Origin of the sequence: Microvirga sp. M2 (assembly GCF_047497095.1) — a bacterium.
GTDB lineage: Bacteria > Pseudomonadota > Alphaproteobacteria > Rhizobiales > Beijerinckiaceae > Microvirga.
Genome location: NZ_CP134065.1, coordinates 487,825 through 512,328 on the forward strand (window position 1 = coordinate 487,825; position 24,504 = coordinate 512,328).

At 62.3% G+C, this 24,504-nt stretch carries 21 protein-coding genes and 2 pseudogenes; 9 read left to right on the forward strand and 14 right to left on the reverse strand.

What is annotated here, in order from left to right:
* Positions 1-113 precede the first annotated feature (113 nt).
* Positions 114-242, forward strand: a pseudogene (locus RE429_RS30895) (NAD(P)-dependent alcohol dehydrogenase); the annotation flags it as partial.
* Positions 243-317: 75 nt separating this feature from the next.
* A complete protein-coding gene (locus RE429_RS30900) occupies positions 318-890 on the forward strand; it encodes an NADPH-dependent FMN reductase (RefSeq protein ID WP_414476110.1) in 573 nt (190 codons plus the stop codon).
* 202 nt (positions 891-1,092) lie between these two features.
* On the opposite strand, the gene RE429_RS30905 is transcribed toward RE429_RS30900, so the two are convergent.
* Positions 1,093-2,520 (reverse strand): multicopper oxidase family protein, encoded by a 1,428-nt coding sequence (locus RE429_RS30905; RefSeq protein WP_414476111.1) that lies wholly within the window; start codon positions 2,518-2,520, stop codon positions 1,093-1,095.
* 307 nt (positions 2,521-2,827) lie between these two features.
* Here RE429_RS30905 and RE429_RS30910 point away from each other — a divergent pair, with 307 nt between their 5' ends.
* The 3 genes from RE429_RS30910 to RE429_RS30920 all read left to right on the forward strand — a co-directional run bounded on the left by RE429_RS30910 (position 2,828) and on the right by RE429_RS30920 (position 6,091).
* A complete protein-coding gene (locus tag RE429_RS30910; RefSeq protein ID WP_414476112.1) occupies positions 2,828-3,715 on the forward strand; it encodes a DUF1269 domain-containing protein in 888 nt (295 codons plus the stop codon).
* Positions 3,716-4,090: 375 nt separating this feature from the next.
* Entirely contained in the window at positions 4,091-5,371 is a 1,281-nt protein-coding gene (locus tag RE429_RS30915) for a M20 family metallopeptidase (protein ID WP_414476494.1), read from the forward strand.
* A 51-nt stretch (positions 5,372-5,422) separates the two neighbouring features.
* Positions 5,423-6,091 carry a trimeric intracellular cation channel family protein gene (locus tag RE429_RS30920; protein WP_414476113.1) on the forward strand — a complete coding sequence of 223 codons (669 nt, stop codon included), beginning with the start codon at positions 5,423-5,425 and terminating at the stop codon, positions 6,089-6,091.
* Positions 6,092-6,221: 130 nt separating this feature from the next.
* On the opposite strand, the gene RE429_RS30925 is transcribed toward RE429_RS30920, so the two are convergent.
* The 3 genes and pseudogenes from RE429_RS30925 to RE429_RS30935 all read right to left on the reverse strand — a co-directional run bounded on the left by RE429_RS30925 (position 6,222) and on the right by RE429_RS30935 (position 9,331).
* Positions 6,222-7,682 carry an MFS transporter gene (locus tag RE429_RS30925; protein ID WP_414476114.1) on the reverse strand — a complete coding sequence of 487 codons (1,461 nt, stop codon included), beginning with the start codon at positions 7,680-7,682 and terminating at the stop codon, positions 6,222-6,224.
* A 149-nt stretch (positions 7,683-7,831) separates the two neighbouring features.
* Positions 7,832-8,053, reverse strand: a pseudogene (locus tag RE429_RS30930) (IS6 family transposase); the annotation flags it as partial.
* Positions 8,054-8,386: 333 nt separating this feature from the next.
* A complete protein-coding gene (locus RE429_RS30935; protein ID WP_414476115.1) occupies positions 8,387-9,331 on the reverse strand; it encodes an IS630 family transposase in 945 nt (314 codons plus the stop codon).
* A 14-nt stretch (positions 9,332-9,345) separates the two neighbouring features.
* Between RE429_RS30935 and RE429_RS30940 the strand changes: the two genes are divergently transcribed.
* Together RE429_RS30940 and RE429_RS30945 are read left to right on the forward strand one after the other, a co-directional pair.
* Entirely contained in the window at positions 9,346-10,017 is a 672-nt protein-coding gene (locus tag RE429_RS30940) for a hypothetical protein (protein WP_414476116.1), read from the forward strand.
* A gap of 646 nt (positions 10,018-10,663) precedes the next feature.
* Positions 10,664-13,021, forward strand: coding sequence for a putative bifunctional diguanylate cyclase/phosphodiesterase (locus RE429_RS30945; RefSeq protein ID WP_414476117.1), 2,358 nt, complete (start codon positions 10,664-10,666; stop codon positions 13,019-13,021).
* 717 nt (positions 13,022-13,738) lie between these two features.
* Here the strand turns inward: RE429_RS30945 and RE429_RS30950 are convergent.
* The 3 genes from RE429_RS30950 to RE429_RS30960 form a co-directional block, all read right to left on the reverse strand.
* A complete protein-coding gene (locus tag RE429_RS30950) occupies positions 13,739-13,963 on the reverse strand; it encodes a hypothetical protein (RefSeq protein ID WP_414476118.1) in 225 nt (74 codons plus the stop codon).
* A 291-nt stretch (positions 13,964-14,254) separates the two neighbouring features.
* The gene (locus RE429_RS30955) at positions 14,255-14,422 is read right to left on the reverse strand and encodes a hypothetical protein (RefSeq protein ID WP_414476119.1); all 168 of its coding nucleotides are present in this window, start codon (positions 14,420-14,422) and stop codon (positions 14,255-14,257) included.
* Positions 14,423-14,482: 60 nt separating this feature from the next.
* Positions 14,483-14,638: a hypothetical protein gene (locus tag RE429_RS30960; protein WP_414476120.1), complete on the reverse strand. Its 156-nt coding sequence runs from the start codon at positions 14,636-14,638 to the stop codon at positions 14,483-14,485.
* A 417-nt stretch (positions 14,639-15,055) separates the two neighbouring features.
* On the opposite strand from RE429_RS30960, the gene RE429_RS30965 reads away from it, so the two are divergent.
* Positions 15,056-16,252 carry an IS256 family transposase gene (locus RE429_RS30965; RefSeq protein WP_414476121.1) on the forward strand — a complete coding sequence of 399 codons (1,197 nt, stop codon included), beginning with the start codon at positions 15,056-15,058 and terminating at the stop codon, positions 16,250-16,252.
* Positions 16,253-16,979: 727 nt separating this feature from the next.
* Here the strand turns inward: RE429_RS30965 and RE429_RS30970 are convergent.
* The 5 genes from RE429_RS30970 to RE429_RS30990 all read right to left on the reverse strand — a co-directional run bounded on the left by RE429_RS30970 (position 16,980) and on the right by RE429_RS30990 (position 21,514).
* Complete coding sequence (locus RE429_RS30970; RefSeq protein WP_414476122.1) at positions 16,980-17,618, reverse strand: tyrosine-protein phosphatase; 639 nt, start codon at positions 17,616-17,618, stop codon at positions 16,980-16,982.
* Positions 17,572-17,865, reverse strand: coding sequence for a hypothetical protein (locus RE429_RS30975; RefSeq protein ID WP_414476502.1), 294 nt, complete (start codon positions 17,863-17,865; stop codon positions 17,572-17,574). Before RE429_RS30975 ends, RE429_RS30970 begins: the two co-directional genes overlap by 47 nt.
* A 14-nt stretch (positions 17,866-17,879) precedes the next feature.
* Positions 17,880-19,247 carry an ATP-binding protein gene (locus RE429_RS30980; RefSeq protein WP_414476123.1) on the reverse strand — a complete coding sequence of 456 codons (1,368 nt, stop codon included), beginning with the start codon at positions 19,245-19,247 and terminating at the stop codon, positions 17,880-17,882.
* A complete protein-coding gene (locus tag RE429_RS30985; RefSeq protein ID WP_370437799.1) occupies positions 19,234-19,911 on the reverse strand; it encodes a winged helix-turn-helix domain-containing protein in 678 nt (225 codons plus the stop codon). Before RE429_RS30985 ends, RE429_RS30980 begins: the two co-directional genes overlap by 14 nt.
* 871 nt (positions 19,912-20,782) lie before the next feature.
* Positions 20,783-21,514, reverse strand: a complete 732-nt coding sequence (locus RE429_RS30990) for an outer membrane protein (RefSeq protein ID WP_414476495.1) — start codon at positions 21,512-21,514, stop codon at positions 20,783-20,785.
* Between the two features lie 639 nt (positions 21,515-22,153).
* Here RE429_RS30990 and RE429_RS30995 point away from each other — a divergent pair.
* Positions 22,154-22,963, forward strand: coding sequence for a hypothetical protein (locus RE429_RS30995; protein WP_414476124.1), 810 nt, complete (start codon positions 22,154-22,156; stop codon positions 22,961-22,963).
* Between the two features lie 203 nt (positions 22,964-23,166).
* Here the strand turns inward: RE429_RS30995 and RE429_RS31000 are convergent, their stop codons facing one another.
* Positions 23,167-23,841 carry a phosphatase PAP2 family protein gene (locus tag RE429_RS31000; RefSeq protein ID WP_414476125.1) on the reverse strand — a complete coding sequence of 225 codons (675 nt, stop codon included), beginning with the start codon at positions 23,839-23,841 and terminating at the stop codon, positions 23,167-23,169.
* A gap of 12 nt (positions 23,842-23,853) precedes the next feature.
* Positions 23,854-24,489, reverse strand: a complete 636-nt coding sequence (locus tag RE429_RS31005; RefSeq protein ID WP_414476126.1) for a DedA family protein — start codon at positions 24,487-24,489, stop codon at positions 23,854-23,856.
* Between the last annotated feature and the right edge of the window lie 15 nt (positions 24,490-24,504).

Below are 24,504 nucleotides of genomic sequence, written 5' to 3' on the forward strand. Positions count from 1 at the left end.
AGTCACCGGAGGTGATCCATGCCCGACGCCACTTCTTCACCGTTCAGGGCGGCCGTCGTCCGGCAGAAGGGCGGCCCCTTCCAGGTCGAAGAGATCCGGCGCGGCGACCTTCGCTTCACATGCAGGGCCGCTTCCCGTTCGACAAGCTCGTGAGGTTCTATCCCTTCGAGCAGATCAACGAGGCTGCGGAGGACAGCGAGAAGCGCGGCACGATCAAGCCGATCATTCGCATCGCGGAATAGGCTGGTTCGAACACCCGCTCCCCTCGATCGACGACCGCCCAAGAGTCGTTTCACCGTCGAACTTAGGAGCTTTCCATGACCACGTTCAAAGTCGGCTATCTGATCGGCAGCCTCGCGAAGGAATCGATCAACCGCAAGCTCGCCCAGGCGCTGATCCGCTTGGCCCCCGAGCACCTCACGTTCACCGAGGTTCCGATCAGGGACCTGCCGCTGTACAGCTACGATTATGACGACGAGTATCCGCCCGTGGCCCGGGCGTTCAAGGACGCCATCGCGGCCGTCGATGCGGTGCTGTTCGTGCCCCCTGAGTACAACCGCTCGATCCCAGGCGCGCTCAAGAACGCCATTGACTGGGCCAGCCGCCCCTACGGTCAGAATTCCTTCACCCGCAAGCCCTCGGCCGTGATCGGCACCTCGCCCGGGTCGATTGGCACCGCCATCGCACAGCAGCATCTGCGCAGCGTGCTCAGCTTCTGCAACTCGCCGCAAATGAACGCGCCGGAGGCCTATATCCAATTCAAGCCCGAGCTCATCACGGATGACGGCGACGTGACGAACGAGGCCACGGCCGAGTTCCTGAAGAACTACATGGCCGCGTTCTACCAGTTCATCGTGCGGGTCTACACCGCCCTGCCCCGCGACGCCTGAGATACTCCCGGCAGGGTTGGTCACTCTGGCTTGGCTCATCGCCCCGTAGGTGGAGAGCACGAGGTTCTGTGGGGCCATGATGGAGCGATTGTGGGTCGTTCTCATTGACAGCTGGGTAACCGTGTTGAAATGGCGGGCTCTAAAACTGACTTATCCCTGGCTTTCCCGACGGTCCTTATGCTCCCGGCGACTGGCCAACCTATCACGACGCGTAGGTCATCAGGCCCGCGAAGCCCTCATCCATGTGGTCTTGATGATGACAATGGAAAAAGGTCGGACCGGGGTCATCGGCGACAACGTCGATCTCCGCCTGCGAGAAGCGCGGCAGGCTGATCGTGTCCTTCATCAGGCCCGACATGGCCTTGTCGCCGACCTTCGTCACCTCGAACGTGTGCCGGTGCAGATGCACCGGATGCTCGTCACCGCTATGGTTGTCCAGGACCAAGCGGTAGCGTCTGCCTTCCTGAACGGTGAAGAGCGGATTGGTCTCGGGCCATGACCTGCCGTTGATCGTCCAACGGTTGTAGCCGCCCCGGCCGCCGGGGATCTTCTCGAATTTCAGGGTGATCGTCTCGTCGGGCGGGGCGGCGGCGTCCTTGCGAGCGAAGACCGCATAGTCCCAGGCGGCTTTCGGCGGCTTGATCCACTGCGGCTCGCCGCTCCGGTCCGCATACTCGACGACGATGCCCATGCCCATGTCGCGGTCGTCGTCCTCGGTCGATCCGAGCACCCACACGCCGGGATTGTTCATCTCCACGATGACGTCGGCCCGCTCCGCGACGTCGAGCTTCAGCACGTCGACGGTAGCCTGTGTCGGGACAGGATTGCCGTCGAGCGCGATGACCTGGAAGCGATGACCGGGCAGCGCGAGTGAGACGGCCATGGTGGGATTCGCATTGAGGATGCGAAACAGCACCCGCTCGCCTTGGCGCACGCGGACAGGCTCGCCCTGCCCGAGCATGCGGTCCCCGAGCGTCGCGGCGTGGTACATGACCTCGAGCCCGTTGTCCGGCGGCGGCCCCTTGCGCCGATCCTGCATACTGACCCACTCTCCTTGCCACGTATGGGAGGCCAGCAGCACCTCCTGGTCGTAGCGGCCAGGATCGCCCACGGCAGGCTCCACGATCATGAAGCCGAACTCGCCCGCATAGGTGCTCCTGGACAGGTCGGTCATGGCCCTCGCGTGGCTGTGGTACCAGCGCGTGCCGGCGGGCCTCGGCGTGAACGCGTAGGTGTGTGACTGACCAGCCGGGATGATCGGCGATCCCTCCTCGGCCGCACCGTCCTGCTCGGACGGCAGGTACAGCCCGTGCCAGTGGATCAGGTTGGGATAGCCGGAGTCGTTGATGACGTTGATCGTGACCGGCCTGCCCTCCCGCAGCCGGAGCGCCGGACCGGGGATCAAGCCGTTGTAGGCGGTCGTCCGAATGACCTTCCCGGGTGCGATCTCATGCGAGATGGGCGCGATCCGGATCGTGTGATCGGCCTCCCGCGGCGTCTGGGCCTGCACGGCGGCGTGGCGCGTGAGGCCAAGGCCGGCGGGAACCAGAAGGCCGCCCGCAAGCGCGAGGCCCGCCCCGCCTGCGACTTCGAGGAACTGCCGCCTGCCGGAATCGAAACCGTGCCGCATGGTCCATTCCTTTCGGCCGTACGCATGAGGTGAATTGTCCCCTATGGCTTTTCGGGCAATTCCGCTGGGACGATCGAACGCACTTTCTATCTCGACGGGTCTCAGGTGCCCTGGGCGGGAGGGTATCGGATTTGCCAACGTCGCTTGATCCGTCGCACCCGGCTTTGCCTGTCGCTTCAAAGCGCCGCGACCACTCCTCCGGCGACGGCGCTCAGGACCACCACCAGCCACGGCGGCGTCTTCCACATGAACAGCAGCAGGAATGCGGTGCCACTTTTCGCATTCCGGCCCGGAACTGGAGTATGATGTGGTTGCCACTCCCAAGTTGCCCAGGGTTCCTGGTGGCCTGCTGTGCATGACTCGAGGTCTCCATCGTTCGCGGGAGAGTGCGATGAAAACGAAGTTCCTTGTCATAGTCTTTCCTGATGAGGCGAAGGCCGCCACAGGGGTCCGCGCGCTCAATGACCTTCACGCGCAGGGTAGCCTCACCCTCTATGCCCTGAGCGTCGTCACCAGGGAGTCTGACGGGAAGCTGAGCGTCAAGGAGTCGGTCGGCTCTGGTCCCATCGGAATGACCACCGGTGCATTAGTCGGCGGACTGCTTGGACTGCTTGGCGGGCCCGTTGGAGCCGCTGTCGGTCTCGCTGGCGGCGCCGTGCTCGGCGGCTGGCACGATCTCTTTCATCTTGGGGTGAGTTCGGACTTTGTTCGCACGATTGCTGGAAAGCTGACGCCCGATACGACCGCCGTGATCGCGGATGTCGACGAGGATTGGGTTGCGCCAACCGACGTGCGGATGCAGGAGATCGGCGGCACTGTCATGCGGGAGACACGCACCGATTTCGAGGACGAGCAGCTTGCCAGGCAAGCCACAATCCGCAGGGCGGAATTGACACAATTGAAGGAGGAATTCCAGCACGCCACGGGAGCAGCCAGGAGAGCCGTTGAAGCTCGCCTTGCCGAGATCCGCACGAAGCTGAAGGAGATCGCCGACCAGGCCGAGGCGCGGCAGAATAACCTTGAGCAGGAGACCAGGGCCAGGATCACTGCTTTGGAGGAACAGGCCGCGACCGCGAAAGCAGATGCCAAAGCACGGCTCGAGAAACGGATCGCCGAGACACGTGCGGAACGTGCGGAGAGGGGCGCCAAGTTGAGGCATGCGTGGGAGCTGACCAAGGAAGCGCTCAGACCCTGAGTGGAAATGTGCCTCACCAGCCGACAGGAGTTCTTCATCTCTTCGGGCTTCGCGTCACGGACAACCATGGAGCACCGGAAGATCGCGCCGGCCCAGTTCGGGGCTGCGGTCCTGCCCGGCATGCCAAGGGTCGGGATCGATCAGCACCGGCGGCGGCCCTGCATCAAATCTGCTCGCGCTGGCGAAATAAAACCGCAGTTTTGAGAAAGGGTGGTCCCCAACCGTGGAAAACGGTTACGCCGGAATGGCGAGCGGGCGATGGAGCTGAAGGATACGCACCACGAGCCCATCCGTCTCCCCGAACGGCGGGCTGACCCTTCCGGCACCCATGAGACGTGTTCGACGCTGGCGATGAACTATCATTAGGAGATCATGATGGCGGAACACATCACTCCAAAAGGCGCATCCTCGGTTCTGGCCGACCTGGGAAAATTGCTGCCCGATCTGGAGGCGCTGTACAAGGACATCCATTCCCATCCCGAACTGTCGATGCGGGAGACCCGGACGGCCGGCATCGCGGCGGATCGGCTCAAGAAGACCGGCTATGAGGTGACGACCGGGGTCGGCAGGACCGGTGTCGTGGGCCTGCTCCGCAATGGCGACGGCCCGACCGTGATGCTGCGCGCCGACATGGATGCGCTCCCGATCGCCGAGAACACCGGCCTCCCCTATGCCAGCAAGATCATGGCGACGGACGCCGATGGGAACACCGTGCCGGTCGGGCATATGTGCGGCCACGACATGCATGTCACCTGGCTGGTCGGCGCGGCGACCTTGCTGTCGCAGGCGCGTCATGCCTGGCACGGCACGCTGATGCCCGTCTTCCAGCCCGGCGAGGAAACCGCCCAAGGCGCGCAGGCGATGATCGACGATGGCCTGCTCGAACGCTTCCCGATGCCGGAGGTCGTGCTGGGCCAGCACGTCATGGTCGGTCCCGCCGGTTTCGTCGCCGGAAGTGCCGGCCCGATCACCTCGGCGGCCGACAGCCTGCAGATCCGCCTGTTCGGGCGCGGTGCGCATGGGTCGATGCCGCAAGCCAGCATCGATCCCATCGTGATGGCGGCGTCCGTCGTCCTGCGGCTTCAGACCATCGTGTCCCGCGAGGTCGCCGCCATCGAGGCGGCCGTGGTGACGATCGGCGTCTTGCAGGCCGGCACGAAGGAGAACGTCATTCCCGACGATGCGCTCATCAAGCTCAATGTGCGGACCTTCGATCCCGGGGTGCGCAAGCGCGTGCTCGAGGCGATCGAGCGAATCGTCAATGCCGAGGCCGAAGCCTCGGGCGCCCCGCGCAAGCCGGAGATCACCCCGCTCGACCGCTATCCGCTGAATGTGAACGACAAGGCGGCAAGCGAACGCATCGCCGAGGCTTTCCGCGCCTATTTCTCGCCCGACCGGGTCCGGCATACCGGCCCTGCCCCGGCCAGCGAGGATTTCGGCTGCTTCGGCACCGCATGGCAGGTGCCGTCGGTGTTCTGGTTCGTCGGCGGCACGGATCCGGCGACCTACGCAAAGGCCAAGGCTGCGGGCAAGCTGAACGACCTGCCGGTCAATCACAGCCCGCAATTCGCGCCGGTCGTGCACCCGACCTTGGAAACGGGCATCGAGGCGCTGGTCGTCGGCGCGCTGGCCTGGCTTGGCCCAGACAAGAACTGAAGGATATGAGTCAGGAATGGCTGCAACGTCCTGGTTCCCGCTGACGCCGGCATGATCACCATTGATGTTTTTGTGCGCATTCTTGACCTTATCGGCACCTTCGTGTTTGCGATCAGCGGCGCGGTGGCGGCGGTTGACCGCCGCCTCGATGTTTTCGGCATTCTGGTCCTGTCTTTCGTGGCCGGAAACTTCGGCGGCATCACCCGCGACGTGCTGATCGGCGCGGTGCCGCCGGCGGCCCTCACGGACGGGCTGTATCTCCTGGTTTCGGTCCTGGCCGGGCTGATCACCTTCTTCTGGTATACCGGGGTCGACAGGCTCCGCAGCCCTGTCCTGCTGTTTGATGCGGTCGGCCTCTCGCTCTTTGCGGTCACGGGCGCTCACAAGGCGCTCGCGTTCGGGCTGAACCCGGTCATGGCCGCCCTTCTCGGCATGCTGACCGGGATCGGCGGCGGCATGCTGCGCGATGTCCTTCTCACCGAGATCCCGCAGGTCCTGCGTTCCGACATCTACGCTGTCGCGGCCCTCGCCGGCGCCTCCATCGTCGTCCTTGGGAACAGGCTCGGTCTCCCTTACGGCGTCTCGGCTCTGGCTGGAGCGGCGTTGTGCTTCGGCCTTCGCTTCATGGCGATCCGGCATGGCTGGCACCTGCCGGTCGCCCATCTCTCCGCCCGGAAGCGCGCCGAGGCAGACCCTTCGGAGGACGAGAAGGAGTCCTGAACCGCTGTCCCATCGATAAGGGCTCATCTGCTCTCAAGGGTGTCGTCAAAACATCACGGATGCTTCAGCAAGGTGCGGATGCACGAGACTCTGAGCTCAGGTGGAGGGCGGACGCACGCGTGAGATGGAGTCAGCCGGGCTCGGCAGTTTTGCCTTTGGGCACGGTGACCAGGATCGAAAGGACCGCAGCAGCCAACATCACCAGATTTGCCAGCAGTGCAAAGAACGCCGCCTCGCGCGACGCCAGGTTTTCCTGCCTGCCTTCGAACGTGATCACGCCCTCGATCCAGCGAATGGCCTCGTTATGGCCGGCAATCGCAGTGTAAATCGTGGAAGAAATGGCAACGCCGAAGGACGCGCCGAGCGACGAGGCCATCTTGTAGATGCCCGAGCCCGCGCCCGTCTGATCTGCGGGCAGGTTCGACAGCGCCGCATCGGTCGAGGGTGTGGCATAGAACGCGAGACCAAGCCCAAAGAGCGAGAAGGCAATCACAGCCAGCACCGTATAAGGGCCCAGCATCAGATTGGTCGGCATCAGGAGCACAATCGACAGACCGACGATATAGCTGCCCCACAGCATCGGTTCGCGCGGGCCGAAGCGTTGCAGCAGCTTTTCACCAACGCGAATAAACACCAGAATTGTGATGGCGTAGCCAATGGTCAGCAGACCGGCCCTTTGCGCGGTCATTGAGCCCCCCTGCTGCAGCAGCAGCATCGCGACCATGACGATCCCTGACGTTGCATTCAACAACAGGTTCGAGATGGTGGCCCCGGTATAGGTCAGGTTCCGGAACAGGCCAAACTGCACGAAAGCATGGGGGTTGCCGCTCTCAACCCTGTAGAAGGCCAGGCCAAAGACCACGGCTGCGGCCAGCAGACCCAGAGAGGCAGGGCTGGTCCAGCCAAACTGTGCGCCCTGGGTCGCAAAGACCTGCAGCGCAACCATCGCGACCATGAATGTCAGCACGCCCGTAAGGTCGAATTGATACCCCTCTTTCGAAGGCGCCTTACTTTCGGGGGTCCCGCGCACCATCAGCATGCCGATCAGCGAGACGACAGCGCCCATGATGAAGATCCAGCGCCAGCCCACGTTCTCGGCCATCAGCCCGCCAAACAGCGCCGCAAAGCCCGAGCCTCCCCAAGACCCCATCGACCACAGCGAGATCGCGCGCTGGCGCTCCGCGCCATCCCAATAGGCCTTCACCAGCGCCAACGAGGATGGCATGACAAATGCCCCGGACAGGCCCTGGCAAACCCGGCCCAGCATCAGGAACGTGCCGCCCATGGCCCCGGATGGCGCCAGTCCGACCAGCAGCGAGCCGACGATTGAGAAACCAAAGCCCAGCATTAATATCCTGACGCGGCCGACCCTGTCGGCGAGACCGCCGATGACGACGATGAAGATTCCCGAAAACAGCGCCGTGATCGACACGGCAATGTTCATGAACGACTGACCGACCTGCAGGTCGGCGGCCATGTCGGGAGCGATGTTCAGCGTCGTCTGGGCAAACAGCCAGAATCCCAGTACGCCCAGGATGATGCCAAACAGTAGCCTGTCGTTGCCGCGGTATGCTTCTGTCGTTTGGTTCATCAAAGCCTCCCGTGCCCAGTCAGTGTTCGAGCCAGGGCGGAAATGGCTGTCTGGCACCAAGTCAAGGCGTCTTTGGCATCAGAGTGCCATGCATTGCATGCTGACCCTACAGCGATGAGAGGCCATCGCTGAGAAGTGATGCGATTGGTCCTGTTCCCCACTGAGATGGTGCCGTCGACCTCATCCAGGTGCCAAATGTCGCGGCGGCTTGACTGTCTCGCGCCTGAGACGGCCAGCGTATGCTGGCCCGAACTCCAGCGCCACCGGCGGACCGTCCCATAAGAGGCGATAAGGCCCCGCTCGAGGAGCATCTCCTCGGCGAGCCGCAGGCTCAGAGGGAACCGGAACAACCAGATCGCGTGGGTGATGATCTCCGGCTGTCACTTTGCCTTCAACTTTGAGATTCGTCGCGTTGGGTGTCGAAAAGCGCCATTCTTTGCCCTCAAAGGCGCGATGCCGACAGGTTTGTTCGCTGCTCTTTGATCCCTGCGTGTGAACGCGGTTCTGTATCTGGCGCGCGATACGATCGACGATGGCGAGCAAACGGGCTTCCTTGTGATAGGTCCGGAGCAAGGCGACCTTGGCGAACTCTGTCAGGTCCCGTTCCATCGCCATCGCAGCCCGCCCCTGTAAACGCTGTCTCACTGTTAGGGGAAAAAATCTCGATTTTATAGGCAAAATCTCACATTTAGAGCGTGGTGGGATTAATTGGGTCCATATCCTGCATTGGCGAGGTAGTTGTTGCACTCCTGCGGGGTGACGGTGTCGAGGATCTGGCCGATGGCCGCACTGATGGCATCAGCGGTGTGCGGGTTGGCTTTGCGCAGCAGGTGCTTGATCTTGGCGAAGAGCTGCTCGATCGGGTTGAGATCGGGGGAGTATTTGGGCAGCAGGAACAGCTTGGCTCCGGCGGCCCGCACGGCCGCGCGCACGCCGGGGCTGCGGTGGCTGCCGAGGTTGTCCAGGACCACGAGATCGCCAGGCTGGAGCGTGGGCACCAGGACGGTGGTGACGTAAAGCAGGAAGCGCTCGCGGTTGATCGGCCCATCCAGCAGCCAGGGCGCCTCGATCCGATCCTGGCGCAGGGCCGCCAGAAAGGTCTGGGTCTTCCAGTGCCCATAAGCGGCCTGGGCTTGGAGCCTCTGGCCGCGCGGTCCCCAGCCGCGCAGGGGCGTCAGGTTGGTCCGGGTCCAGGTCTCATCGATGAAGACCAAGCGGGCGGGGTCGACGAGGTGACGCCCCTGCAGCCAGCGCACCCGTTTGCGGGCGACATCGGGCCGATCCTGCTCGCTGGCACGCAGGCTTTTTTTGAAGCTGAGCTTTTCGGCGTGCACGAACTCCCAGACCGAGTGATGGTCGACCTTGAGCCCGCGCGCGGCCAACTCGGCGACCAGGCCGCGCAACGTGAAATCGCCGGCGCGACAGCGCTGCAGGAGCCAGTCGCGATGCTCGCCGCGCAGGGTCCGGGGCTTGCATCCCCCCACCCGGTCCGGCTCAAGACGACCGCTGTCCCGGAAGCGGCGCACCCAGGTAATCACGGTGCTGACCCCAACCCCAAACCGCGCCGCCGCCCGCCGGCGCGACAGCCCCTCGCTCTCAACCGCACGCACAACACGTTCACGAAGATCAACCGAAAGGGCTCTGGGCATCGACCTCTCCTTACATGCTCCAGAACCAACCCAATCCCACAACAAAAGCCCCGAAAGCCACACGCGACTCTACGTCATCCCACCACGCTCTAGACGCAGCAGAGGAGCAGTTCCGGGAAAGCTGCCCGGAAAAGCCCGCCGAACTCCACGTGCAGAAGATGGACTGGATCCTCAACATGCCCCACATGCCAGGCGATACCTTCGAGATGGAGAAGGATGGAAAGCGGATCCTAGTTTACACTCAAGAGGCCGTAGAGAAGCTTCGCTCCGCTCCTCGCACAATGCAGGATTGGTCGAATTGCACCGGGGACAATGAGACGGGAGTTCGGGCTGGTAGGAAACCTGATCCTAAGGCACAGGCACGAGCGGATGGAATCGTAGCGGCTTGGGACCGATACTATGATGCCGTTCAGGATGCTCGGGCACAGAGCGGCTATGCAGAAGCTCGCGAAACCGTCGCTGAGCTGGTGGAGGCTTTAAGGGACCTCGATGAGCGTGTTGCTAGGACCCGAGCCTACACCCTCCACGGGATGCTCGTGAAGGCCAAGATGGTTGTGGATGATCCGGCTTACGAAGGGATTGAAGACCAGATTGAGAACGCCTTGCAGGCCCGCGAGTCCACCGGGCACTTTATGGGGCTCTCTCTTGTTCGTGACATCCTGCACATGAACCAGGGCAAGGCATAGGGCATTTATTAAGGATCTGTAGGCATTCTTTCCTCGGATCGTCTCGCGCAGGGCGATCCGCCCCCCTTGAAACCCTGCTCTCGCCCGAGCGGGGTTTCTTTTTCTACTCAGGAACGAAAGCGGTATGTTCACTCACGCGCAAGTTTGGGCCGCTATTGACGCGGTTGCAGAGGCCCAGGGCATATCAGCGTCTGCGCTTGCAAAGCGCGCTGGTTTAGATGCGACTGCATTCAACCCCTCGAAGCGGACAAGCCCTAGTGGCCGCCCCCGGTGGCCATCAACTGAGACACTCTCGCGGCTCCTTGGAGCCGCAGAAATGGATCTCAGAGCATTTGCGGATCTCGTCGAGACACTGCCGGAGTGAACGCTTGGGTTCTTCCTAGGCATTGTTGGTAGACAGTGTAGGGCCTCATCGATCCAACACGCGGAACAGCAATGCGCTGTTTACCTCATGCTGCTAAACCCAAGTCAGGCTATGTTGGCGTACCGAGCCTCCAAAGAGAAGCCCCATTCGGCTCTGCCCTGGGCGGGATTTCTATTTTGTCTCTGATGCATTATCGCGCCGTAAACGCAACCTTTGACCTGTTCCAGCGTAGAATAATAGGAAAATTAACAGTTCTATTGGCGCGGCTCACACACTGCTGGCATGACCTTGGATCCCAAAACATTAGCCGCCGCCTTTGTCCTGCTCTCAACGGTGTTGGGTGTCCTGCTGCTCTTCGCCTGGACACATAACCGTAAGATCCAAGCGCTGGCGTGGTGGGGATCTACCTTCTGCCTGATTCCCATAGGGATCGGCATGGCCACCCTCGGAAATGGGGTGCCAAGCCATCTCAACTTGCTGGTTGCGAACGCTTTGATGACCTTCGGCTACGGCGCTCTCTACGCTGGATGCAGGAACTTCAACGGCCGCCCGCGCACGATACCTTTCACTGCCATTGGTCCTATCCTCTGGATAGTTGTTTTCCCGTTCATTCACGAGACGCTGAGTGCCCGGCTTGTCGTTCTGTCCCTTATTACGGGCGGATACGCGGCACTGGCAGGGCGGGAGCTTTCCAGGCATGCCCCTCAGCAACTAGCCTCGCAGCGGGCGGCCGTCTTCCTCCTGTACAGCTTGGCGGCCTTCAATCTCTTTCGGGCGATGCTTGGATTGTCCCTGGGCTCGCTCTTCGGGATCAACACCCTTGCCAGTCGCTGGTCAGCGGAACTGGCGCTGTTTCTGGTGGTCTATGCACCGACACTTGCCTTTGTCTTCTTGGCTATGGCCAAGGAGCGCATCGAACTCGACCAGAAGCGAACCGAAGAAGCCTTGCGCGAGGGCGAGGAGCATTATCGCTATTCGGTTGCATTGAACCCGCAAATTCCCTGGACGGCAGATCCGCAAGGGAACTTTCTCGAACTCTCTCCCCGATGGCGGGACTTGACAGGAAGGCCTATCACATCAGCGTCTGATCCTGAGTGGGCAAAGTCAGTGTATCCTGACGATGTCGCCCCTGTCAGGCAGAGGTGGGCCCATTCACTTGCCACGGGTCAGCCGTTTGACCAAGAATGCCGCGTGCGCCTTGCCGACGGAAGCTACCGTTGGGTCCGGGTCAGAGCCACGCCGCGGTTCGCAGACAATGGCGCTGTGATCCGCTGGTATGGTTCGGTTGAGGACATCCATGACCGCAAGCTCGCCGAGGAGCAGCTCCATTGGGCAGCCTATCATGATGACCTCACGGGCCTGGCCAACCGCAGACTCTTCCTCAAGCATCTCCAACAGGCGCTCGACCAGGCGGCAGGATCGCGGCACAGTGTGGGTCTGCTGGTCATGGATCTCGACCACCTTCAAACCATCAATGACAGGTTTGGCCACGATGCCGGGGATGCGCTCTTGCGGGAGTTCACCATCCGGCTGCGCGATATCGTGCGCACCACCGACACGGTCGCTCGCCTGGGCGGCGATGAGTTTGCCGTCATCCTGACCGATGTTCCTGGCGAGGAGTGTGTCGCGACCACTGCCGGCGCCATTCTGGCCCGCATGCGGGAGCCGTTGCGGTACAACGGCAGAACTCTCGACTGCCGCACCAGCATCGGGGGCGCCGTCGCCGTCGGGCCAGAGATGACCGTTGAAGAGCTTCAGAAGCAGGCGGATCTCGCCTTGTACCGCTGCAAAGCCGACGGGCGTGGCACGTTCAAGATGTTCCGGCCCGACATGCGTGAGGAGGTACAGAAAATTGCCTCAGCTCTGGAAATCGCGCGCCGAGCGTTAGAGCGCGATTGGATCGAGCCCTTCTACCAGCCAAAAGTGGAACTCGCCTCAGGGAGGCTTGCCGGCTTTGAGGCGCTCTTGCGCTGGCGCCACCCCCGAACGGGAGTGCAATCACCCGATATCCTTGCCCCCGCCTTTGATGATCCGGAACTCGGCATCGCCATCGCTCATCGCATGCTCTCCTGCGTGGTCCGTGACATGCGCCGTTGGCTCGATGCAGGCCTCGACATCGGCCGCGTCTCGATCAATGCCTCGTCCGCCGATTTCCGCCGCGATGATTATGCCACACGGGTGCTCGACCACCTGCGGGAGGCCGGCATTCCACCGAGCCGTTTTGGAATAGAGGTGACTGAGACCGTGTTCCTCGACCGCCATATCGAGCATGCCCGGAGAACACTGCGGGCATTGAATGAAGGGGGAATTTCGATTGCGCTGGATGATTTCGGCACGGGCTATGCTTCGCTGTCGCACCTCAAGCAGTTCCCGGCCCATGTTCTCAAGATTGACCGCTCGTTCGTGAGCAACCTGGAGACGGATGAGGGGGATGCAGCCATTGTCAAAGCCGTCGTGAGCCTTGGTCAGAGCCTCGGCATCAGGGTGGTTGCCGAGGGCGTTGAAACCAGTGCGCAGGCGTCATTCCTCCGGGAACACGGCTGTGATTTGGGACAGGGCTACCTCTTCGGACGTCCGATGCCTGCTGAGGGCGTCCCGCAGTTCATTGCGGCATGGAACGGGGATGGGGGCCGAGATTAGAGGCAAGTGATTCAGTGCAGTGATCTGAAACGGAGTTGACAGTGTAGCTCTGCCGGCATCTCAGGCCTGCAAAGCAGAGCCTCTTTCGGCCCTGCCCCGGGCGGGGTTTCTTTGTGTAGACTATGCAGCCTGCTTGATGGACATGCGGCGACATCCTTGCAGCCGTGAAACCATGCGGCGTATATGGGCTTGGACCCGAGCCGCCTGAGCCTCTTTAATCAAAGTCACGCCATTGCTTGAAGCGGCCATCGTCCTTGTACCCGTTGCTAAACAGCCTCAACAACGCTCCTGCCGAGCTTCTGTTCCTCAGAACAATCATCCTAAATTTCAGAGTCTGTGGATCACCTTTCCACATGGGGCATCCGTTGCGAACGGTGCTGAGTGACAAGCCGCCGTGGGTGCAGGTTCCCTCTTACCTTTCCTCGGCCGGATTAAGCATTCGGTCTAAGCGCTGTAAGCATTCGGTCTAATCGCTGTAGGACGCCTCAATACGGCCCCAGGCCTAGACGTCAATATAGCGACCGGTCCCGAGACCCTATGGTACTGGCCCCTTAGAGCGCCCAACCGCATCGATTGGCGCTCTTTCTTTGCGGGTAAGGGTTTTTGCACGCCGTAGCGGATTTGCAGTCCTCTGCGTAACCGCTCTAAAGCCCATCACCTTCATCCAGTTCCATAAAGGTGCTTATCGGAAATTCGTGCACCAGGGGCGGGTCCGGCCTAATCAGGGGCCTTTCGCGAGGATGTGACACGGGCGAGTTCCTCGCGGATCAGCCGAGCCGTCTTAGGGCCAATGCCGTCGAACTGTTCAAGCCAGTCGGCCACCGCCCTCAGCTTGTTCAATGTTTTGATGTTTTCTCGACGCAACACATACCAAGCTCTGGGGGGCAGCATGAGGTCGCCAATCAACCCTCGGCAGTTTCCATTCTCATCGACACGAGGCATGGAGTTCACTTTACCTCCGGTCCGTCGCGACGGTCCTGAAACGTTGGTCGCAGGACCCGCACTCACGTTACACCTCGGGGCCATCCCTCTGCGCCGGCAAGGTGAGGTAGTGAAACAGGGCTAATCCGGCGGACGACTGTTCTAAGATGCGACACTCCATTTACTTCCTGCTGCTACACACGAGACAGGCTGCGTTGCGCATCAAGCCTCCAAAGAGAACCCCGTTCGGCTCTACCCCGGACGGGGTTTCTGCTCCTGCACGCTCGCAGGCTGGAATCCGATGGACGCTCTTCAGGCTTCGTAGACCACCGAAAGATGTATCCAAGGCAGTGTCGCGTAGACGAACAAAGTAAGTGTGAGCGCACCGGCCGAAACTATGCTGAGCCTTCTCTCAATCCGGGCGAGCCGGGCCTCGATATCGCTCAACTGGGCTTGAGGATCGATGATGGGGCTGCTCATGGCGCTCCCCTCTCTGCGAGTTCGGTCCCGAATGGGTCGAAAAAGAGAAAGCTCACTCCGTCAGAGGCTAGCCAGCAGAAGGCTTGCCCCGATGAACCCGCTCAAGGATGCAGCGAATAGGAACGATGCCCGCCGAAGTGATGGGGTATCGGCCGCGGTTGCTGGAGCAATAGGGGCATTATCCAGAGAAACGTTAAAAGCATTGTTCTGTTTCATGATCCTATCCTGACTGTAAAAGCTCGATCTCATGATGCCAAAACACAGGCAATGTTAGTGGGTTCGATAACATATGTTATCGGAATGTTTCGATTGCCATCCTTGCTCCACATCGTTGCAACTGATGTGAGCCTTGAGAGCTAGCGACACAACTATCCGTTGGTGAACTAGACGTTTTCTCCGCGGCATCCTAGCGTTCGCCAAAACGCGGGAGGAGCGAATGCGGAGGTTCTATATTTACAATAACTGGAGAAGGGACCGGGGCCGCATTCACAAGGCAGAGTGCTCGCATTGCAACGATGGGCGCGGGTAGCGTCCCGGGACGTGGTGTAAGAGCGAGCCACCTGTGAGGTGGTCATCGCCAGTCTTCGGTTAGAGTGCGGGTTGCGACACCTGACCCTGACCCCGGAGACGACGATGACCGACGAGAGAATGGCCCTGATCGAGCTGATCGAAAAGGGGGCCGATGCCGATCTGATCCGCGACATGCTCGCCTTTGCGGCCGAGCGCCTGATGACCCTGGAGGTGGAGGCGCTCACCGGAGCTCCCGCCGGGGTGCGCAGCCCCGAGCGTCTCAACCACCGCAACGGCTATCGTGAGCGGGCCTGGGACACCCGGGCCGGCCGGATCGATCTTGCCATCCCCAGGCTACGCAAGGGTTCCTACTTTCCGGCCTTCCTCGAGCCGCGCCGCACCGCCGAGAAGGCGCTCACAGCGGTGATCCAGGAGGCCTACGTTCATGGCATCTCGACCCGCTCTGTCGACGATCTCGTCAAGGCCATGGGCGCGTCCGGCATCTCGAAGAGCCAGGTCAGCCGCCTGTGCGAGGAGATCGACGAGCGGGTGAACGCCTTCCTGGCCCGGTCGATCGAGGGCGAGTGGCCGTATCTCTGGATCGACGCCACCTACCTGAAGACGCGAGAGGCCGGCCGGATCGTCTCCACGGCCGTGATACTGGCCGTGGGCGTCAATGCCGATGGCCGGCGCGAGGTGCTGGGCATTGCCACCGGCGCCTCGGAGGCCGAACCGTTCTGGACCGCCTTCCTGCGCTCTCTCGCCGACCGCGGCCTGCGCGGCGTGAAGCTGGTGATTGCCGACGATCACAAGGGGCTGCGGGCGGCGGCCACTCGGGTCTTCCATGCCTCGCTCCAGCGCTGTCGGGTGCATTGGATGCGCAACGCCATGGCGCACATCGCCCCGAAGCAGCGCCCGGCCGTGGTGGCGATGCTCAAGACCATCTTCGCCCAGGACACGGCCGAGGCGGCCAGAGAGCAATGGACCTCGGTGGCCGATACCCTGCGTGAGCGCTGCCCCAAGCTGGTCGAGCTGATGGACCGCTCGCGCGAGGAGGTGCTGGTCTACATGAGCTTTCCGCGCGAGCACTGGGCCCAGATTGCCTCGACCAACCCGCTCGAGCGGCTCAACGGCGAGATCAAACGACGTGCGGATGTGGTCGGCATCTTTCCCAATGACCGGGCCGTGATCCGTCTCGTGGGAGCCTTGATGATGGAGCAGAATGACGAATGGGCGGTGAGCCGACGCTACATGTCGCTGGAAAGTCTGAGCCCGTTGAGCGATGATCCGGTTCGCAGGCTGTCGGCCGTGACCGCCTGAGCAACCCGGCTCAGCCGAAGACTGGCGCTCTTACACCACGCTACGGGACACGATCCTGCTCGTCCGCGGCCGCTTCGTGGGGCGGAGTTGGACGATCTGTTCCGCGCCTATTCGGCCACTCGTCGTGAAGAAAGCTCGCTTAAGTCATGACAGATCAAAGCCGTTCGTTGGAAGCATGTCGGGTGTCCCGCTGGACGAAAGGCCGTGCCTTTCCGTCGCTCAGCGCGGGCCCCGAGCGGTGGGCGACTTCCGGAAGGGCGTGCTGATGCCATCGCCGGTATCAGCAGTTCCGCCCCGAAGCTGAATTGAGCTTGCCTGATCCGCTGGATTTCCGCCAAAGCGATCTCAGGCGTGGAGGGCTCCGTCCACGGCGCCTTGGGCACGCCGGTCCGCCGCAGGCGCTGCGGATCGTTGGTCCATGTCGGGCAAGACAGGGGCAAGCCGATCGGGATCGGCACCTCCTCGTTGGCGAGGTCAATAAGACCAAGGTCTGGCAATTCGCCTTCGAGATGCTCGAGGGCAGTGAAAGTCCGACACGCGTTGACATTCCCTGCTGCCTGGGTCCGACTCTACGGGCACGTTTGCTCTGGATCCGTGTGCTCGAGGCGCGACCGTGCCGGCGAGAGGCGAAGCTGTGCTCCTGCCACAAGCAGGTCTGCGGTTGCGAAAAGATGGCAGCGTACCGGGACAGATCCCGTCCGAGGTCTCGGTCAACGTCCTTGCCGCATCAGGAGCCGCTGAAGCCCAGCCACGGCTCCAGTGCTTCGAAGGTCTCATCCATGGCATAGGCGGCCGTCATCGGCAGCGAGATGTGCCCGTAGCGCAGGGATATCTGACGCTCCGCCGCTTCTTCTCCAGCCTTTGCGATGGCCGCGACATAGAGGGCGGACGCAAGCCCGCTGCGGTCAGCGCCGCCTTGGCAGTGGATCAGGACCGGCTTCTCCGACTTTTCCATCAGCGCGATCAGCTCCTGGGCGCGGTGCTGGTCGAGCGGCTTGCGCGCCGACATCCCGAAATCGTAGTGGGCGAGACCCAGAGCCTTGGCTGCAGCCACCTCGGCATCATACCAATCTGCGCCGGAATTGCTGCCTCGCAGATTGATAATCGACCGGATCCGGTGTTCTTTGATGTACCCTGCCAGGGCCTCAGGTGTCGGCTGCGCGGATCTGTAGACCTCTCCCGCGATGACCGGATGAAAGTTTCCGCTGAGCTGGAGGTATCCAAGACCCGCTCCTAGTACAACACCTAGCCCTACCATGCTGATCGCCGCTCGGTTCAACCAACGGGCATGGCTCCTCCGCAATTTTCGGTTCATTATCTCACCTCCAATCCACATTGTAGAGCGCCAAGGCCGATCTCTGTTCATTATGATCCGGCCAAGACAAAAGTGCGAGCGCGGCTTCCGGTGCTGTCCGCACCCCGAACCGCAGTAACCGCTCGGGGCAGAACAGCGGTGAGCTCCCTAGCCCGAGCACCATCGCCGTCCCTGGGGCGGCGCCCACAACCGGGATTGCCTCCGAGAAGGTAACCAGGGAGGCGACGAGCGTCGCGAACGATGGATGGTGTTCCACGACACCAAGGAAGGATTGGATCAGAGCATCAAGCGAGGTCATGAACACCCCCGAGGCTAGTGGAAATGGGAGACTGGCCCGAAGCGGATTTCAACCTTGAGCCCGGGCTGATTGTCGTGGAGGGAGAGCGCGCCCCGGTGCAGGTCTACGACGGCCGCCGCCAAGCTCAAACCTAGGCCGTTCCCGGGCGTCGTGCGGCTGCGCTCCAGGCGGTAGAACCGGCGCAGGACGGCCTCACGTTCGCTGGCCGGAATTCCAGGTCCGTTGTCTGTGACGGCAGCGATAGCGCTGCCGTCAGGGTCGGTCGACAGACTCACCGCGACATCCGTGCCAACCGGCGTGTGGCAAAGGGCGTTTTCCACCAGATTGGCAATGAGTTGGACGATAAGCTCGCGGTCGCCTGGGACAACGATTCCGGCGGTGATCGTCGCGATCAGGCGGCGTCCACTATCCTCGGCTGCCGGCTCATAGGCTTCGACCACGGTTTGCAGGGCGTCGGACAGGTCGACGGGGCGGAACGCTGCCCGCCGCGCTCCCGCTTCAATCTGCGCAATGCGCAGCAGGGCTGAGAACGTTTGGAGGAGACCGTCGGCCTCGCCAATGGCGCGATCCACGGCCTCTTGATAACTGTCCATCGTCCTGGCGCGCGCCCGGGCGTCCTCCAGCCCCTGCCGCAGGCGCGCCAGCGGCGTGCGCAGGTCATGGGCGATGTCGTTTGAGACCTGTCGCAGGTTTTCCATCAGGCCGGCGATGCGATCGAGCATGACGTTCAAGGTTATGGCGAGCCGGTCGAAATCGTCACCAGAGCCCGTCAGAGCAATGCGCCGGGAGAGGTCCCCTGCGATGATGGCGTTGGCCGTGCGGGCGACGGCATCGACACGCCGCAGCAACGCCTGCGCAATCAGCGCGCCGGCGCCAAGGGCAAGCACAATTCCAATGAGCAGCGCCCAGGTGAATTGGGTCAGCAGGGAGTCCTCGACTCCATCGATCCAAGTGATGTCGGACGCCACCGACAGGAGTAGACCGCTTCTCAGGCGCTCCGTCAGCACCAGGACATCGCCATCAAAGGGCACCTCCCGCGCGACGCCATCCGCGGTTTCGAACTCTGTCCAGCCCGGCTTCCGAATATCGAGCCAACGTTCACCGGAGAGATAATTCCCCTCGGCGGATGCCAATCGGTAGGCGAAGCGGCGCTGGAGATCTTGGGTCGAGCGGGTTTGGAGCGCCGCCGCACCGGCCTGTTCCACGAGTGGCGCAAGGTCGGCCATATCGCGCTCAATGCCTCCCCGGACCTGCCCCTCGAGGGCGCCCTTGACGGTCGAATAGATGCCAAAGCCGAGAATGAGAATCGAGACGAGCACGATCGTCGCGGCAACGGCCGCCAGCCGGAACCCCGTTCCCATCGTGACACTACGCAGCCGCACGCAAACGATATCCCGAACCACGGACCGTCTCGATCAATTCCGCCTCGAAGCCCTTGTCGACCTTGGATCGCAGGCGGCTGACATGCGTTTCGACGATATTGGTCTTGGGATCGAAGTGGAATTCCCAGACGTTCTCGAGCAGCATGGTGCGGGTCACAACACGATCGGCGTTGCGGATCAGGTACTCCAGCAGCCGGAATTCACGCGGCTGCAGGTCGATCTCACGCCCAGCCCGGCGCACCTTGCGCCCGATGAGATCCATCTCGAGATCCGCGATCTTGAGCACGGTTTCGATCTGCGCCATCGGCGGCCTTCGGGCGAGCGCGTTGACGCGGGCCAGGAGTTCGGCAAAGGCGAAAGGCTTGACAAGATAGTCATCGCCGCCGGCTTCGAGACCCTCGACCCGATCACCCACTCCGCCCAGGGTGGTGAGGAACAACACCGGGGTCCTGACGCCGGCGCCGCGCACCGTCTTGACGACACCGAGCCCGTCCAGTCCCGGGAGCATGCGGTCCACGATCATGACATCATAGGCCTCCGCGGCCGCCAGGAAGAGACCGTCGCGGCCATTCGCGGCCAGATCAACGACATGCCCGTGCTCCTCGAGGCCTCGGCGGAGGTAGGCTCCAGTTTCGTTGTCATCCTCGATTACGAGAATCTTCATGCAGCGGCTCTCTCCTGTCGAGCACATATCTGTGTTACGCCCGGCATCATCGCCAGTGGAGGCTTCGGATCAGGAGCCGGTTCATCAGAACCATAGATACCGCAAGGCTCCAGCAAGCAGAATACCCGCGAGGGGGTGTTTGTCCTGGCCGCCCTCCGCCACGGTACTCCCGACCCCGTAACGCCGACCCGGGAGCACAGGCGCTCGACGGTGGCGAGCGGACATCGCCCCCACCGAGACGCGGCGCCAGCGCAACGGCGTCACCCAGGACGATCGGTGAGCGCGGCAACGTCGCCTTGGTTGGGCGCGAGACCGGAACGCCGCCATGCGTTGGTGTGGCCCGGCCGAGGGCGTTGGGTGCTTTGGCTGGAGCGGTCATTGAAGCCATCCGCGAGGGAACAAGCGGGTGGAGGGAAGCCCGACTGTAGTGTTTAGATTCTTCAACGGCTCATTGAACCCAGGCGAAGCGTCCGGCCTCGTCTGGGCAGTGCGTGGGCGATGGAATTCTGAAGCCTAGTGCAAGATCGGCAGGGGCCGCCAAGCACCCATGATAAGCACGACAACAGCCATGAATTCGCCCTCATCAAGCTTATGGCACCCGTAGCTGGCCACCACCGAGCCGCTCGCGTATGAATCGATCTCCACCCTGAAGGGTGGAACATGCGAGGAAACGTCCCGGAGCACTTCAGTCAGGCGCGCTTCAAGGGTGCCGATCTGCCCCAGCCGGATGGTCCGGGAAGCCTCGACCCGGTCTAGACGCAACGCGCCTGGAATAGGTGCGGATAACCCTTTCCTCGATCCGTTCACGGCAGACGTCCTGGTTCGCCGCAGCGATCACAATCTCACAAGCTTCGGACATCCCGTCCCCATTCTAGAACTTGTAATTCAGGCCGGCGCGCACCACACCGAAATCGTCGCGACCCGAGCTGGTGCTGGAGATGGCTGGCGTCCCGAGCGCAGACGTGTTCTTTGAGCCATTGCCGAGGCTGACGTAAAGTGCTTCTACCTTCGCCGTCCAATTGTTGGTGAGGGCATACTCGAGGCCGCCACCGAGCGTGTAACCAACCTCGGTGCCACGGTTGCCGGCGAGAGGCCCCCAGCTGCGGCTTCCGACATCGCCATAGGCGAAGCCGCCGGTTCCGTAGACGAGGAACCGGTCGAACGCATAGCCGAGCCGGCCGCGCACTGTGCCAAAATAGTTTCCACCCGAGCTGCTGCCAGACAGCGCGGCCGGCGAACCTCCGACGTAGGTAGTCTTGTTGCCGAGGTCGGCGTATTGCAGGTCGGTCTCCAGGCCAACCACGAGGCCGGTTCCCGGCACGAGCTGATAATTGTAGCCGATCTGGCCACCGCCGACAAAGCCGCCGTTCGATCCCTTGCTGCTCAACGTATCAGCAGAGCCAAGGTAGGTTTGGTTGCGGTTGCTCCAACCATAACCGCCGTTCACGCCGGCGTAGAAGCCACTCCAAGTGAACAGCGGGGCGGGATTGTAGACGGGGGCCGGGGCATACTGGCGCGCGGGCAGATCGGCTGCCAGAGCAGCTGACGCTCCAACCACGAGAGATGCGGCGGTGGTGACGAGAACGCGGGAAAGCTTGCGCATGATGTTCGCCATTTCTGGATTCGAGGAAACTGCAACGTCCATCGTGGAAGTTCGCAGGAGCAGCATGTCTCCTGAAAGGAGGCCCTGGCATCGCGAGTGGATGCCGGGACCCGAGTGACTCTTCTCTGCGGATGTTGCTGGTGCCTGCCGGGGCGGACGCGAGGCAGCCGCCCCGGCAGGGCCTGGACGGTGGTGGGGTTCAAAACGGTATCCACATTCCAAGGCCACGCTTTTGTGGCTGGGTCGACGTTCGGGCTGTATGGCCGCAACTATACGGATCTGTAATGTTCCCTAACGAACCGTGAGGCTGCGCTGGCGTCCGTCGTCTGTGTTATCGGGTGCGGATGCGCCATGAGCCGGCGCGACGTGGCATGGCCAAGGTCGTAGCGTCGTACATTCCGGAATAGGGATGCAGAGCCTTGCTGCACGGTTCTCCTGGGCCTGTCATCCGCCTTCTATACGAAATTGTATACGGGCAGTCAGAGGCGGCTCATCCGCTGGTCGGTAGCTTGGTTGGAGACGCGCTCCGGATGAACGAGCGCAGATTCTCCCGAGGGCGCTTCAGTCTCGCCTGAGTCACTCGTTTCCCCGCAAATAGGTTGCGTCCGACGCCGCCGCTACCGCGGCAAGTGAGGTTACATGATACTTGATCGCTCCCACGAACCTGCGCCTGCCGGCAAGCACGCCGCAAGAGCGGTCAGCAAGGTAGCCGCCGTCACCCTTGCGTTCTGGATCATGAAGATCCTCGCGACGACGCTGGGCGAGACGGCGGGCGACTTTCTGTCCATGACGCTGGACCTCGGCTACTACGTTTCGCTGGCGATCACTTTCGGACTACTGGCCGTCGTTCTCGTCGCGCAGATCCGCTCAACGACCTATCACCCTGTTCTCTTCTGGACAGCGATCGTGGCGACGACAACCGCCGGGACCGAAGTCTCCGACATGATGGACCGCTCACTGGGCCTAGGCTACCTTTGGGGGTCGGTGCTGCTCGTCAGTGGCCTCGCTGCGACGCTCGCGGTGTGGTGGTGGCGGGATCGGGACTTGCGGGTCTATCCGATCAGACGGCGAGATACAGAAACCATGTTCTGGATCGCCGTGGTCTTCTCCAACAGTCTCGGCACTGCATTCGGTGACTTCCTGACCAGCACCATTGGCCTCAGCTACATCGAAGGAGCCTTGGTGACCGCCGGCGTCATCGGCGTCGTTGCCGTCCTCCACTATGCAACCCGACTGAGCCACGTGCTGCTCTTCTGGGTCGCTTTCATCTTCACGCGTCCCTTCGGGGCGACGTTCGGCGACTTGTTGACGAAGCCGACGAATAGCGGCGGCTTGAGCCTGCCGCGCGAATTCGCGTCGCTCGTCACACTGGCTTTGCTCGCCCTCGTGCTTTTTCTGTCGACGCAACCTGCCGAGAGAGTGCAACGGCAATCAGTCGAGACGCAGTGATGATGTCGCTGGCAGCTCTTTCCCCAGTCTCCATCTCGACGGCAGCGGCGCAGACAAGGTCGAGGCTCATCAATGCCGGGCACCGCATCCCATCTTCATGGATTCATTGGGGTTGGATGCTCGCGAGTTCCATCGTGTTGCCTGTGAACAGCGGGGCCGGATGTGCTGACCACGGGAGCCAAACAACCCGACGCGAATGATCGTCAGGGCCGGATCCAGCCCCTTTCGATGGGAGCGGAAAACACGCATCGATAGAGCGGCTCGGCCAAGCGAGGCACGATCGTACGGCGGACCCACGCGTGGAGCGGCGCGACCGCCAGGATTCCGGCCGCCGCCACCGGAACCGCCCCCAGCATGTCAAAAGGAAAGTGGACGCCGAGGAACAGGCGCGACCATGCCACCGGCACGGCCAGCAGCAAAACGAGGCGACCGGCCCAACGTTCGTGGGTCCACGCCAGGAGCCCGATCCCGATCGCGACGAGAAACGTGAGGTGATCGCTCGGGAAGGAACTGTCCGCGGCGTGTGGGATCAGGGTGTGCCCAATCGGAACGGCGAACGGACGTGGATGGGGCCAGATCAGTGCGATGGCTTGGTTCAAGGCAAGAGCCACCTCGGCGCCGAGCACAGCAAGCAACAAGCCGCTGCGGCTGTCGCGGGTGCCCCAAAGCCACAGCGCGGCCAGCAGCACCGGAACCAGAAAGATCGCCCATTGGCCAAAGGCGAGCGCCATCACGACCAGTCCGGAGGGCGGGTGCTCAGCGGCGTTTAGGGCGAGAAAAAGCGCGTCGTTCCAAGCTTCCATTGCAGTCAATCCTCCGCCAGCAATCCAGTTAGCTCCTTGGCGCGCCAGAAAGGTCATTGAAGCGGCCAGGTCCAACAGAGCCACTCCTCAGCCCCTGACCGATCGGCTTGCGCGCAAGCGCGTCCAGACGAACCAGCCGAAGGGGACCAGGAGAGCGATGCCCACGACGAGGTCGAACTTGTGGAACAGGGAACGTAGGGCCGGGTCGCTGTTCCAACGCTCGCCTAGGCGCGCGCCGACATAGGCAAGGCCGAGGCACCATGGCCACGATCCCAAGAACGTGTAGACCTGAAACTTGAGCATGGGCATGCGCCCGACCCCGGCCGGCAGCGCGATGAAGGTCCTGATGATCGGCAGAAGACGCCCCACGAAGACCGCCATGCTGCCGAAGCGGGCAAAGAAGCGCTCGGCCCTTTGCATTTCGCCAGGGCGAATGAGGACATAGCGTCCCCACCGCTCGACCGCGTTGCGCCCGCCCCACGCTCCGATGAGATAGGCGACGGTGGAGCCAACATTGCAGCCGATGGCCCCGGCGGTCGCGACGCCGATCAGGTTGAACCGTCCGGCGGCCACGAGCGACCCGGCAAAGGGCATGATAATCTCGGACGGCAGAGGGATGCAGGCTGACTCGATCGCCATCAAGGCGACAACTCCCAGATAGCCCGCGGCCGAGATCACAGAGACGATCCAGGATGCGAGTGCTGTGACAACATGCTCAATCATCGGGCGAATGGCCTC